12 protein-coding genes are annotated in these 12,292 nt (G+C 70.9%); 9 read left to right on the top strand and 3 right to left on the bottom strand.

Annotated features, from left to right (window positions below):
* Nucleotides 1–9: 9 nt before the first annotated feature.
* Complete coding sequence (locus AC0NZN_RS06425) at nucleotides 10–1,452, bottom strand: helix-turn-helix domain-containing protein (protein WP_474591451.1); 1,443 nt, start codon at nucleotides 1,450–1,452, stop codon at nucleotides 10–12.
* Nucleotides 1,453–1,565: 113 nt separating this feature from the next.
* Between AC0NZN_RS06425 and AC0NZN_RS06420 the strand changes: the two genes are divergently transcribed.
* Nucleotides 1,566–3,440, top strand: coding sequence for a phosphoenolpyruvate carboxykinase (GTP) (locus AC0NZN_RS06420; protein ID WP_474591450.1), 1,875 nt, complete (start codon nucleotides 1,566–1,568; stop codon nucleotides 3,438–3,440).
* A 44-nt stretch (nucleotides 3,441–3,484) separates the two neighbouring features.
* On the opposite strand, the gene AC0NZN_RS06415 is transcribed toward AC0NZN_RS06420, so the two are convergent.
* Together AC0NZN_RS06415 and AC0NZN_RS06410 are read right to left on the bottom strand one after the other, a co-directional pair.
* Nucleotides 3,485–5,377, bottom strand: a complete 1,893-nt coding sequence (locus AC0NZN_RS06415) for an ABC transporter ATP-binding protein (RefSeq protein ID WP_474591449.1) — start codon at nucleotides 5,375–5,377, stop codon at nucleotides 3,485–3,487.
* 39 nt (nucleotides 5,378–5,416) lie between these two features.
* Nucleotides 5,417–5,623, bottom strand: coding sequence for an AsnC family protein (locus AC0NZN_RS06410; RefSeq protein ID WP_474591448.1), 207 nt, complete (start codon nucleotides 5,621–5,623; stop codon nucleotides 5,417–5,419).
* A gap of 343 nt (nucleotides 5,624–5,966) precedes the next feature.
* Between AC0NZN_RS06410 and AC0NZN_RS06405 the strand changes: the two genes are divergently transcribed.
* From AC0NZN_RS06405 to AC0NZN_RS06370, 8 genes are all read left to right on the top strand, one after another.
* Entirely contained in the window at nucleotides 5,967–6,659 is a 693-nt protein-coding gene (locus tag AC0NZN_RS06405; protein WP_474591447.1) for an aggregation-promoting factor C-terminal-like domain-containing protein, read from the top strand.
* Between the two features lie 69 nt (nucleotides 6,660–6,728).
* Nucleotides 6,729–7,670 (top strand): ABC transporter ATP-binding protein, encoded by a 942-nt coding sequence (locus AC0NZN_RS06400; RefSeq protein ID WP_474591446.1) that lies wholly within the window; start codon nucleotides 6,729–6,731, stop codon nucleotides 7,668–7,670.
* A complete protein-coding gene (locus AC0NZN_RS06395; RefSeq protein WP_474591445.1) occupies nucleotides 7,667–8,530 on the top strand; it encodes an ABC transporter permease in 864 nt (287 codons plus the stop codon). The genes AC0NZN_RS06400 and AC0NZN_RS06395 overlap by 4 nt, the downstream gene beginning before the upstream one ends.
* Before the next feature lies 1 nt (nucleotide 8,531).
* Nucleotides 8,532–9,359 carry an ABC transporter permease gene (locus tag AC0NZN_RS06390; protein ID WP_474591444.1) on the top strand — a complete coding sequence of 276 codons (828 nt, stop codon included), beginning with the start codon at nucleotides 8,532–8,534 and terminating at the stop codon, nucleotides 9,357–9,359.
* A 57-nt stretch (nucleotides 9,360–9,416) separates the two neighbouring features.
* Nucleotides 9,417–9,866, top strand: coding sequence for a DUF2269 family protein (locus AC0NZN_RS06385; protein WP_474591443.1), 450 nt, complete (start codon nucleotides 9,417–9,419; stop codon nucleotides 9,864–9,866).
* A 44-nt stretch (nucleotides 9,867–9,910) separates the two neighbouring features.
* The gene (locus AC0NZN_RS06380) at nucleotides 9,911–10,621 is read left to right on the top strand and encodes a response regulator transcription factor (RefSeq protein WP_474591442.1); all 711 of its coding nucleotides are present in this window, start codon (nucleotides 9,911–9,913) and stop codon (nucleotides 10,619–10,621) included.
* A complete protein-coding gene (locus tag AC0NZN_RS06375) occupies nucleotides 10,618–11,643 on the top strand; it encodes a sensor histidine kinase (protein ID WP_474591441.1) in 1,026 nt (341 codons plus the stop codon). The genes AC0NZN_RS06380 and AC0NZN_RS06375 overlap by 4 nt, the downstream gene beginning before the upstream one ends.
* A 98-nt stretch (nucleotides 11,644–11,741) precedes the next feature.
* Nucleotides 11,742–12,290 (top strand): hypothetical protein, encoded by a 549-nt coding sequence (locus AC0NZN_RS06370; protein ID WP_474591440.1) that lies wholly within the window; start codon nucleotides 11,742–11,744, stop codon nucleotides 12,288–12,290.
* The last annotated feature ends 2 nt before the right edge of the window (nucleotides 12,291–12,292 follow it).

Here is a 12,292-nt window from a genome sequence, read left to right as displayed (position 1 = left end):
ACGCGACGCTCAGCCCTCGGCGTGCCGGTCGAGGAAGGCGTAGACCTCCGTCGTGTCCACGCCGGGGAACTTGCCGCTCGGCAGTGGCGAGAACATCTGCATGTGCACGCGGGCGGAGGGCCAGGCCTTGCCGTCCCAGCGGGCCGCGGCATCCGTCGACGGCCGCCGGCAGCACGACTCGTCGGGGCACGTCGACGCGGCGCGCTTCTGCGTCTCGCGCCCGCGGAACCACTTCGCGTCGTCGAACGGCACGCCCACCGTGACCGAGAACTCGCCCGAGCTGGTCGAGCCCGTCTGCGTCGAGCACCAGAACGACCCGGCAGGGGTGTCGGTGTACTGGTAGTGCTCCGTGGTGCGGTTCTGTTCCTCGAAGGCCGAGCGCGCGAGGAACTTGCGGCACACCATCTGGCCCTCGACGGCCCCGGTGACATCCATCGGCAGCGGCAGGTCGTCGTTTTCGTAGACGCGCGAGATCGCGCCCGTGCCGTCGACGCGCAGGAAGTGCAGCGGGATGCCGAGGTGCTGCGTGAGGAGGTTCGTCATCCGCATCCCGGCCGCCTCATGGGTGACGCCGAACGCGTCGCGGAAGTCCTCGACGGCGAGGTTGCGGTCCTTCTTCGCCTGCTGCAGGAAGGCGACGGAGTTCGTCTCGGGCATGAGGCAGCAGGCGGCGTAGTAGTTGATTTCCAGCCGCTGCTGGAGGAAGTCGGCGTACGACGTCGGCGGCTGGTGCCCGAGCAGCCGGTGCGCCATCGCCTGCAAGGCCATCGAGCGCAGCCCGTGCCCGCCGGGGATGGATGCCGGCGGCAGGTAGATGCGGCCGGTCTGGATGTCGGTGACCGATCGCGCGGAGTGGGGGAGGTCGGTGACGTAGATGAGCTCGAAGCCGAGCTGCTCGGCCATGAGGCTCACGGTGCGGTGCGTGAGCGCGCCCGAGACGTGCCCCGCCGATTTCAGCTGCTTCTCGGCGAGCTTCTCGATCTCGGGGAGGTAGTTGTTCAGCGCGCGCATCCTCAGCCGCAGCTCGGTGTTGGCGCGACGGGCCTCCTCCGGGGTGGCGATCGCCTCGCGCTCGCGGCGCAGCAGCTCGCGGTGCAGGCCCAGGATCGACTCCAGCGTGTCGTCGCTCATCCCCTTGCTGACCTTCACGGGCGCGACGCCCAGGCGCCGGAAGACGGTGCTCGCCTGCGCCCGCTCGAGTTCGATCTCGAGCGCGGCGCGCCGGTTGGGCGGCTCGGTCGACAGCAGGTCGGCGAGTTCGACGCCCGTGGCGCGCGCGATCTCCTGCAGCAGCGAGAGCTTCGGCTCGCGCTTGCCGTTCTCGATGAGACTCAGGTGGCTGCCCGCGACGCCGACCAGTGCGCCGAGCTCGTCCAGGGTCATCCCGCTCTCCAGGCGGTGGTGACGGATGCGGTGGCCCAGGGTCGCGAGTTCGATGCCGGAGGCGGTCATTCCTTGAGGATAGCGAAAGAATCCACGTTCTTTGCACCCGCTCACCCCGAAAGAGGCGAGCGATCCGCAGGAGAGTTGTCATAGACCTCGGATCTGACGAAACAGGAGTGATGATGGCCTTGGCAGAGACCTTCACCCGCAACACCGGCCCGATCACGCGTCCCGTGACGGCGCTGCGCGAATTCGGCGGCCGCCCTGCTTCCGCCGGCGCGGGCATGGACGCCCTCGTCGCGTGGGTGGACGAGGTGGCCGCCCTGACCCAGCCCGACCGCATCCACTGGGTCGACGGCTCGCGCGCCGAGAACGATGCGCTCCTTCGCGAGATGGTCACTGAGGGCAAGCTCATCAAGCTGAACCCGGAGTGGCGTCCCGGCTCCTACCTGGCCCGCTCGCATCCGAGCGATGTGGCCCGCACCGAGGGGCGCACCTTCATCGCCTCCGAGCGCGAAGAGGATGCGGGTCCCACGAACAACTGGGCCGACCCCACCGAGATGCGCGCCACGATGGCGGGCCTGTTCGCAGGCTCGATGCGCGGCCGCACGATGTACGTCGTGCCGTTCTCGATGGGCGCCGTCGGCGGCCCGCTCTCGCACCTCGGCGTGCAGATCACCGACTCGGCGTACGCGGTGGCATCCATCGGCATCATGACCCGCGTCGGCGACGCGGTCACGGCGCTCATCGCCGGGGGGCAGCCGTGGGTCAAGACCGTGCACTCCGTGGGCGCGCCCCTCGCCGAGGGCGAGCCGGATGTCGAGTGGCCGTGCAACGACGAGAAGTACATCGTCCACTACCCCGACACGCTCGAGGTGTGGTCGTACGGCTCCGGCTACGGCGGCAACGCGATCCTCGCGAAGAAGTGCTTCGCGCTGCGCATCGCGTCGGTGATCGGCCGCGACGAGGGATGGCTGGCCGAGCACATGCTGCTCATCCGGGTCATCGACCCGCGCGGGAAGGCTTACCACGTGGCGGCGGCGTTCCCGTCGGCCTGCGGCAAGACGAACCTCGCGATGCTCCGCCCGACGATCCCCGGCTGGCGGGTCGAGACGCTCGGCGACGACATCGTCTGGATCCGCCCCGGCGAGGACGGGCGCCTCTGGGCCATCAACCCCGAGGCCGGCTTCTTCGGCGTCGCGCCGGGCACGGGCGAGTCGACCAACGTCACGGCCGTCGAGACGCTGTGGGGCAACACCATCTTCACGAACGTGGCGCTGCGCCCCGACGGCGACGTGTGGTGGGAGGGTCTCACCGACGAGGCGCCGGCCGAGCTCGTCGACTGGGAGGGCAAGCCCTGGACGCCGGCATCCGGCCGCCCCGCAGCCCACCCGAACTCCCGCTTCACGGTCAGCGCCGCCCAGTGCCCGCAGATCGCGGCGGACTGGGAGGATGCGGTGCCCCTGGACGCAATCCTCTTCGGCGGACGACGCGCCACCAACGTGCCCCTCGTGGTCGAGGCCACCGACTGGACGCACGGCGTCTTCCTCGGCTCGACGATCTCGTCGGAGCGCACGGCTGCCGCCGAAGGCACCGTGGGTGAGCTGCGCCGCGACCCGTTCGCCATGCTCCCCTTCTGCGGCTACAACATGGCCGACTATTTCGGTCACTGGCTGAAGGTCGGCCAGCAGGCCCGCTTCGACCGGCTGCCGCGGATCTTCCAGGTCAACTGGTTCCGCCGTGGCTCGGACGGCCGGTTCCTGTGGCCGGGATTCGGCGACAACTCGCGGGTGATCGACTGGATCGTGCGCCGCATCGACGGCGAGGTCCCGGCGATCGAGACCCCCATCGGCCGCCTGCCCCGCGTGCAGGACCTGAACCTCTTCGGCCTCACGATCCCGGCCGGGGACCTCGACGAGCTCTTCGCCATCGACCGGGCGTCGTGGGAGCGCGAGGCCGACCTCACCGAGGAGTTCTACGCGACATTCGACGGCAAGGTGCCCGCGGCGCTGCAGTCCGAGCTCGCCGCGCTGCGCTACCGCCTCCAGAAGGCCTGACCGGCTTCCGGGGCGCGAGTTCCTCCCGCGCCCCGGATGGGGTTTCACACCAGGAGCTGGTGTCGTGCGAGATCCCGGTACAGGGGCGTGGATGCGACGAGCTCCGAGTGCGTCCCCTGGCCGACGACGCGGCCGTGGTCCATCACCACGATGAGGTCGCTGTCGACGACGGTCGACAGGCGGTGCGCGATCACGATGAGCGTGCGACCGGATGCGACGGCGTCGATGGCGTCCCGCATCCGCTGCTCGTTCAGGCCGTCGAGGGATGACGTCGACTCGTCGAGCAGCAGGATCGGGGGAGCGGCCAGCAGCGCGCGCGCGATCGCGAGGCGCTGACGCTCGCCGCCGGAGAGCATGACGCCGCCCTCGCCGACGGGGGCCTCCAGGCCGAGCGGGCTGCGGTCGAGCACGTCGCCGAGGTTCACCTCGCGCAGGACGAGCTCGCACGCCTCGTCGGACGCGTCCGGGGAGGCCAGGCGCAGGTTGTCGGCGATCGTGCCGGCCAGGGTCGGCGCATCCTGCTCGACGTATCCGAGGCGGGCGCGCAGGTCGTCGCGATCGAGGGTGCGCACGTCCGCGCCGTCGAGGAGGATCGCCCCGTCGGTCGGGTCGTAGAACCGCTCGATGAGCGAGAGGGTCGTGGACTTGCCGGCCCCGGACGGCCCGACGAGCGCGACCCGCGCGCCGTGGGGCACGGCGAAGGAGACGCCGCGTAGCACGTCGTCGCCGGCATCGGCGTCGGGGAGATCGGATGCGGCGACCGCGACGTGCGCGGACTCCAGCAGCGTGGCCGCCTCCGACTCGGCCTGGGCGCGCGCCGCGACCACGGCGGCCGGGTAGCGGAAACGCACGTCGCGGAACTCGATGGCGGCCGGCGTCGGGGTGGACTCCCCGACGTGGCTCAGGTCAGCCGCGATGGCCGCGTCGTCCGCTGTCTCACTGGGCAGGTCGAGCACCTCCTGGATGCGCCCGAGGGCCCCCAGCGCCTGGTTCACCGAGGTGATCGCGCCGAAGAACGAGCCGAGCGGGGCGATGAGCATGAACAGGAACATGATGAACGTCACGAGGCTCGCGATCGTGATCGCGCCCGCGGCGACCCGCAGGCCGCCGACTCCGAGGACGACCAGGAGCGACACCTGCAGTGCGATGCCGGCGACCGGCACGACGAGCGCCGACACCTTCGCGATGCGCACGCCGATCCGGTAGGTCTCCTCGGCGAGTCCGCTCACGGACTCCTCCTCGCGCGCGGTGGCGCCCGAGGCGCGCACGGTGCGGATCGAGCCGACGGCGCGCTCGACCCCGGAGGCGAGCTCCCCGACCTTCTCCTGCTGCTCTCGGGTCGCCACGCGGATGCGTCCGCTCAGCGCGACGACGCCGGCCGCGGCGATCGCCAGCACGAGGACGATGATGCCGAGGAGCACCGGGTCGATGATCGCCATGGCGATGATCGCGCCGAGGAAGATCAGCGCGTTGCCGACCGCGTCCACGAGACCCTGGGTCATGACGGCGTACAGCAGCGTCGTGTCGGTGCCCACGCGTGAGACGAGGTCGCCGGTGCGGCGGGCGTCGAACTCGGCGATCGGCAGGTGCAGGATGCGCGAGATCAGCTTGCGTCGGCTGGAGTAGACGACCGCGGTGCCGGTGCGCTGCAGCAGATAGTGCTGGTAGCCCGAGAGCAGGGACGACACGACGACGAGCGCGACGAGCGCCCACACGTACGGCGTCAGCTGGCCCTGCCCCTGGGTCCCGGCCTGAACGAGGGTGATGACCTTGCCGACCACCAGCGGCTGGAGGAGGGTGGCGACGGCGCCGAAGATGCTGAGCAGCACCACGACGACGAGCACGCGGGTGTGCTCGAAGAGGAACGGCAGCAGTTGCTTGAGGCTTGCGCGCGGGCCTTCGGGGGCTGTGCGGCGGCCGCGACGGGAGGCGGTCATGGACATGGGTGACCTCGGGGTTCCGATCGGGGGAGAAGACTATCTTCGCCCGTACTTCTTGTGCACGGCCTGACGGCTGACGCCGAGGGAGTCCGCGATGGCGACCCACGAGAACCCGCGGGCGCGGGCGCGGCGCACCTGCTCCGCCTCCGCGCGGGCGAGTTCCGACTGCCAGGCGCGGATGCGTCGCAGCTCGGCGAGCGGCTCGCCGCCTGCGCCGACGACGGTGGGCACGCTGTCGCTCATGTCGACTCCCTTCGTCTTGATCTTGTCAACGGTAGTTGACGACTTCTCATCCGTCAACCTGAGTTGACATCCTGATCCGTCCAGGGGTTTTGGATGAAGCGTCCAGGTTGCGCCAATAGCGTAAGGGCGTCCGTTGAAGCGGTAGCGCCTGATCACGGTTCTGCAACGTTTCGACAAAGCGTGCCCGAACGTGCGTCAAGACGGATGCCTCGACCCGACGAGGCGGCGACTTCCCGTAACCGTTTCGTTGTGCGAGGCGACCAGCCTGCACGGGCGCGATCGCGCCCGCTCCCCGGTGCGCCACCGGGCGGACAACGCAGGGAAGCACGACCATCGGAGCCCCGTGCCCTCCTTCACCACCGCAACCCGATTCGCCGCCGTCGCCGCTCTCGTGGCCGTCGTGGCCGTCCCGGCCGCAGTGTCCGCCGCTCACGCGAGCGACGTGTCGACGGCCGTCAAGCCCGCCGCGCTGACGACCGCCGTCAACGATCAGCTCGTACTCGGAAAGGCGGAGGTCACCCTCACGCCGGTCCGTCCGGACTTCGACCAGCTCCAGCTGGGCAAGACGCACGTCATGAAGACCGCGGCCTTCAGCGACGCCGCGCCGACGATCGTCGGCGCGCCCTACGTGCCGCCGCCCCCCGCTCCTCCGGCACCCGCGCCGAAGCCCAAGGTCGTGGCCAAGCCCGCGCCGAAGCCGGCTCCGAAGCCCCGGGTGGCCGCCCCCGCTCCCGTGTCCGTTCCGGCCGGTGACGTGCGCGCGCTCGGCCAGCAGCTCGCCGCGCAGCGCGGCTGGGGCGCCGACCAGTTCGCGTGCCTGAACGCCCTCTGGAACCGCGAGTCGGGCTGGCGCGTGAACGCCGGCAACCCGAGCGGCGCCTACGGCATCCCGCAGGCTCTCCCCGGCTCGAAGATGGGCCCGGGCTGGCAGAGCGACCCCACCGTCCAGATCACGTGGGGCCTGAACTACATCGCCGGCCGCTACGGCACGCCCTGCGGCGCCTGGGCGCACTCGCAGTCGACCGGCTGGTACTGAGCCGCAGCCGCTGAGTCGAGCCCGGGCCGGGGACGCCATCGTGTCCCCGGCCCGGGCTAGTCTCTTTGGGTGCCAGAGCCCGTCATCCATGCCGAGAACCTCGTCAAGACCTATCGGTCGAAGGGGCAGCCCGACGTCGTGGCGGTCGGCGGGCTGAGCTTCGAAGTCGCGCCGGGCGAGTCCTTCGGGCTGCTCGGCCCCAACGGCGCCGGCAAGTCGACCACCATGAAGATGATCGGCGCGGTGTCCACGCGCACGGCGGGGCAGCTCAGCATCCTGGGGCTGGACCCCGATCGCTACGGCCCCGAGATCCGCTCGCGACTGGGGGTCGTCCCGCAGCAGGACAACCTCGACGGCGAGCTCAATGCCCGTGAGAACCTCTTCATCTACGGGCGGTACTTCGGCCTTCCCTCGAAGGTGTGCCACGCGAAGGCCGACGAGCTCCTCGCCTTCGCGCAGCTCGAAGACAAGGCCAAGAGCAAGGTCGACCAGCTCTCCGGCGGCATGAAGCGCCGCCTCACGATCGCGCGCGGGCTCGTCAACGACCCGCGCATCCTTCTGCTCGACGAGCCGACCACGGGCCTCGACCCGCAGGCGCGCCACGTGCTGTGGGACCGGCTGTTCCGGCTCAAGGAGCGCGGCACGACCCTCGTCCTGACGACGCACTACATGGACGAGGCCGAGCAGCTGTGCGACCGCCTCATCGTCGTCGACAAGGGCATGATCATGGCCGAGGGGTCCCCGTCTGCCCTCATCCGCGAGTACTCCACCCGCGAGGTGCTCGAGGTGCGTTTCGGCGCGAGCCGCAACGACGAGGTCGCGCCGCGGCTGCAGGGCCTCGGCGAGCGCGTCGAGGTGCTGCCCGACCGCATCCTGATCTACGCGCACGACGGCGAGGCCGCCCTGGAGCGCGTCATCGCGGAGGGTCTCGAGCCCATCACGTCGCTCGTGCGCCGGTCCTCGCTGGAGGACGTCTTCCTGCGACTGACGGGAAGGTCGCTGATCGAATGACGGATGCCGGAACCGTCGTCCAGCCCTCGCTGGACGAGCTGCGCGCCGAGGCCATGGCGTGGGGCCGCAAGCCGCGCGCCCGCGGCGCGCTCTACGTCGCCGATCACGTCGTGCACGCGATGCGCGCCTACGGCTGGACGATCCTCGTCGGGGCGCTGGGCCAGCCCATCCTCTATCTCGTGGGGCTCGTCGTCGGCCTCGCCTCGCTCATCGGCGGCTCGGTCACGGACGCGTGGGGCCAGCACGTGCCGTACCTCGTGTTCGTGGCCCCCGCCCTGCTCATGACCGCCGGCATCCAGGTCGCGAGCGAGGAGTTCAGCTACCCCGTCATGGACGGGTTCAAGTGGCGGCGCTACTTCTACGGCTTCAGCGCGTCGCCGATCTCGCCGCAGCAGATCGCGACGGGCGTGGCCGTGGGCGCGAGCGCCCGCGTGCTGCTGGCGACCGCGGGCTACTTCGTCTTCGTGTGGCTCTTCCACGCCGTGCCGCACAGCGGCACGGGCTGGCTCGCCATCCCGATCGGCGTGCTCGCGGCCTGGTCGTTCGGGATGCCGCTCCTCGCCTACGCGGCGTCGCTCCAGAACGACGCGGGCCAGTTCGCGATGGTGCAGCGGTTCATCTTCATGCCGATGTTCCTCTTCTCCGGCACGTTCTACCCCCTCACGGCGCTGCCGATCTGGCTGCAGTGGATCGGATGGATCTCGCCGCTGTGGCACGCGACCGAGCTCGGTCGCGTCGTGACGTACGGCGCCGCCGAGCCGGTGTGGCTGACCGTCGTCCACGTCGTCTACCTCGTCGCGCTCGCCACCGGCGGCTACCTCGCCGCCCGCAGGATCTTCGTTCGGCGGCTGGGGGCATGACATGACGACAGCAGAGGTTCGCACGAGCGACGCGCCGATCCGCGGCGGCGGCGTCCGCGCCCTGTATGCCGGCAACCCCGGCGCCGTCGTGCAGCGCGGGCTGATCGCGGCCCGCAGCAGCAGCTGGGTGGTGGTGCTGTCCGGCTTCTTCGAGCCGGTGCTGTACCTCGCCTCCATGGGCATCGGCCTGGGCAGCCTGATCGGCGACGTGCAGACACCCGCCGGCCCGATCCCGTACGCCGCGTACATCGCCCCGGCCCTCCTCGCCGTCTCGGCGATGAACGGCGCGATCTACGACTCGACGTGGAACGTCTTCTTCAAGCTCAACCACGCGAAGCTCTACGAGGGGATGCTGGCCACCTCCCTCGGCCCCCTCGACGTCGCCCTCGGCGAGATCGTCTACGCGCTGCTGCGGGGCCTGATCTACGCGACCGGCTTCATGATCATCATGCAGATCTTCGGCCTGAACCTCGCGTGGACCGCGATCCTCGCGCTGCCTGCCGTCGTCCTCATCGCCTTCGGCTTCGCGTCGCTCGGCATGGCGGTCACGAGCTACATGAAGGTCTTCCAGCAGATGGACCTCATCAACTTCGTGCTGCTGCCGATGTTCCTGTTCTCGGCGACGTTCTACCCGATCACGATCTACCCGGAATGGCTGCAGGCGATCGTGATGGCGCTGCCGCTCTGGCAGGGCGTCGAGCTGATCCGCGGACTCACGACCGGCGTCCTCACGCCCGACATGTGGTGGCACGTCCTCTACTACCTCGTCATGATCGGCATCGGCCTCGTCTTCACGACCAAGCGGCTGCGGGCCCTGTTCCTCGACTGACGCGGCGAACCTTCAGCGTGTCATAAGGTTACCCCGATTCGGCGTATGCTGACGGGCATGGACACTCTCATCACGATCCTCCACGTGGGCACCGCCGTGTTCATCGTGGGCCCGATGGCGATCATCCCCATGACTGGTCTGCGCGCGTTGCGCGCGGGGAACGCCGCCCAGGTTCGGACCCTCGCAACCTCCACGATGCTCTTCACGTGGCTGTCGCTGCTCACGTTCGTGTTCGGCTTCGGCGCGATGTCGATGGCGCCGGCGCGCTACCACCTGACCTTCACGACCCCGTGGATCCTCTGGTCCGTGATCCTCTACCTCGTCGCGTTCGTCCTGAACGCGTTCGTCGTCGTGCCGCAGATGCGCAAGGCGGCCGGCGCCATGGCCGCGACCGCGGAGGGCGGGGCAGTCGCGAAGCCGGCGGGCTACGGCGCCATCGCGGCGAGCAACGGCATCGCGTCGCTGCTGCTCGTGGTCGTCGTCATCCTGATGATCTGGAAGCCATAGCGGGCGCATAGCATCCACAGAGGCGAGGCGGTCACCATCGAAGGGTGACCGCCTCGCTCGTTTCCGCCCCCGCCGCGCGCGGGCGGCCGGAGCCTGCGGCGCGTCCGCGTCTGCTGTACGTCGAGGACGACTCCGACATCGCGCAGATCGCCGTGGAGGTCCTCGGCCGGGACTACGAGGTGACGCACGCGCCGACGGGGGAGCGCGGGCTCGAGCTGGCGCTGCGGCAGCGCTTCGACGTGATGGTCGTCGATCGCCGGCTGCCGGGGATGTCGGGCAGCGATCTGGTGGCCGCGGTGCGGACCGCCGCGCTCACGACCCCCGTGCTGATGCTGACGGCGCTGGGGTCGGTGGAGGACCGGGTGAGCGGCCTCGACGGAGGCGCCGACGACTACCTCGTGAAGCCGTTCGACTTCGCGGAGCTCGGCGCGCGGCTGCGTGCGCTGCGCCGGGCGCGGCGCACCGAGGGTGCGCGTCGCGAGGTCGGCGATTGGCTCTTCGTGCCCGCATCCCAGGCGCTGTATGCGCCGACCGGGGAGCGTGTGGCGCTCACCGCGACCGAGTCGGAGCTTCTGGATCTGCTCAGCTCGAGCCCCGAGCACGTGTTCTCGCGCGACGAGATCCTCGACGCCGTCTTCCCCGGCGGGTCGCCGGCGACGGTCGACGCGTATGTCCACTACCTGCGGCGCAAGGCCTCGCCCGACATCGTCGAGACGGTCCGCGTCCGCGGGTATCGCTGCGGGCAGCCGACATGAGAGGGGATGCCGGCACCCCCGATCGGCGTCGGGTGGATGCATCCGCCGTCCGTGTCGGTTTGTGGGTGGGCCTTGCGGCCGTCGCCGTGATCGGCGCGATCACCGCGCTGATCGTCGCGCTCCTGGTCGCGGAGTCGCGGCCGAGCCCCGACGGCGGACCGGGCGGCCTGGGTGGAGGACCCCGCGGCGGCGATCACGGACCGATGGGCGACCGCGTCATCCTGCTCGGCGATGTCGTCCCGCTCGCCGTCATCCTCGGCCTGTGCGGGGTCCTCGCCCTCGGCGTCCTCGCCTGGTACCTGTCGCGCCGCGCGGCGCGACCGCTCGAAGAAGCGCTGCAGGTGCAGCGGGCGTTCGTCGCGGATGCCGGTCACGAGCTGCGGACTCCGCTCACCACGGTGATCAGCCGCATCCAGCTCGCCGAGCATCGCGTCCAGTACGGCGGCGATGTGGGCGGCGCTCTGGCCGACCTCCGGCGCGACGCCGAGGTCATGAACGGCACGCTCACCGACTTGCTGCTGGCGGCGGAGATCGCGGGCGGCCGCGCGGTGCAGCGGCACGCGTCGGTCGCGGTGGGGGATGCCGTGCACGACTCCTTCGCCGTCATCCAGCCGCGCGCCGATGAGGCCGGCGTGACCCTGCAGGCGGAGATCGACGGGCCCGAGGCGGCCGCGGCGGATCGCGCCGCACTCACCCGCGCGATGATCGCGCTGCTCGACAACGCCGTCCGGCACTCACCACGCCACGGGACCGTGCGCGTCAGCTCCCGCCGGGCGGGTGGCACCGTCGAGGTCCGCGTCGCGGACCACGGTGCGGGCATCGCCGGCGATCCCGAACGGCTGTTCGCGCGGTTCGTCCGGGGACGCGCTCCGGATGCCGCCGCGCCCGGCCGCGGCTTCGGCCTCGGATTGGCGCTCGTGCGCGACATCGCCGCACGCTACGGCGGCAGCGTGAGCGTCGAGCGGACCTCCCCGGCGGGAACGGTCTTCCTGCTGGCGCTGCCCGCGGCGCGGGCGCACTGACCGCGCCGGCTGGGTCTCGCTCATGAGTCGGCGATGAGATTCCCGCGAGCCGCGGGATCTTGGCCTGGCCTTGGTGGCGGCAGGGAAGAGTGCGTGCCATGAGTACAGACGACGAAACCGCTGCGGTGCCCGCCTCGCAGCCGCCGGCCGACGCCGGCCAGGTCCCTTCCTCTCCCGCACCGGCGGCAGCGGCGCCGGCGGCCCCCGGCGATGTCCCGCCGGCTCCGCCTGGCGGGGCTTCACCGATCCCGACGTCTCCGCCCGGACCCATCATGTCCGCCGCCGTGGTCTCCCCGGCGAAGCCGTTCCTCCAGCGCACAGGCGTGCGGATCTCCGGCGCGGTCGTGGCCGCTGTCGTGCTGCTCGGTGGGGGGTTCGGCGCGGGCTGGGCGTCCGCCGAGTCGACGGGCTCGAGCAGCGATCGCTTCGCCGACGACGGCTTCAGCCGCCCCGGCGGCGGTGCGAACGGGCAGAACGGCAACGGCCAGAACGGCTACGGCCAGAACGGGCAGAACGGCTACGGCCAGAACGGCCAGAGTCGCGACGACGGACAGGACGGCGGCCAGCGCGGCCCGCGGGTCCCCGGAGGCCAGAACGGCTCTCAGCCTGTGCCGCCGCCCAGCTCCGACGACGGCTCGTCCAACTGATC

The sequence above is a fragment of the Microbacterium sp. sgz311019 genome (genome assembly GCF_056135325.1).
This window is presented reverse-complemented; position numbering and strand designations above follow the sequence as displayed.

Bases quoted from the DNA above. Each gene is read 5' to 3' on its own strand.
- AC0NZN_RS06385 (WP_474591443.1), top strand. From the start codon at position 9,417: ATGGACACTCTCATCACGATCCTCCACGTGGGCACCGCCGTGTTCATC.
- AC0NZN_RS06375 (WP_474591441.1), top strand. From the start codon at position 10,618: ATGAGAGGGGATGCCGGCACCCCCGATCGGCGTCGGGTGGATGCATCC.
- AC0NZN_RS06410 (WP_474591448.1), bottom strand. From the start codon at position 5,623: ATGAGCGACAGCGTGCCCACCGTCGTCGGCGCAGGCGGCGAGCCGCTC.
- AC0NZN_RS06425 (WP_474591451.1), bottom strand. From the start codon at position 1,452: ATGACCGCCTCCGGCATCGAACTCGCGACCCTGGGCCACCGCATCCGT.
- AC0NZN_RS06395 (WP_474591445.1), top strand. From the start codon at position 7,667: ATGACGGATGCCGGAACCGTCGTCCAGCCCTCGCTGGACGAGCTGCGC.
- AC0NZN_RS06420 (WP_474591450.1), top strand. From the start codon at position 1,566: ATGGCCTTGGCAGAGACCTTCACCCGCAACACCGGCCCGATCACGCGT.
- AC0NZN_RS06415 (WP_474591449.1), bottom strand. From the start codon at position 5,377: ATGACCGCCTCCCGTCGCGGCCGCCGCACAGCCCCCGAAGGCCCGCGC.
- AC0NZN_RS06390 (WP_474591444.1), top strand. From the start codon at position 8,532: ATGACGACAGCAGAGGTTCGCACGAGCGACGCGCCGATCCGCGGCGGC.
- AC0NZN_RS06370 (WP_474591440.1), top strand. From the start codon at position 11,742: ATGAGTACAGACGACGAAACCGCTGCGGTGCCCGCCTCGCAGCCGCCG.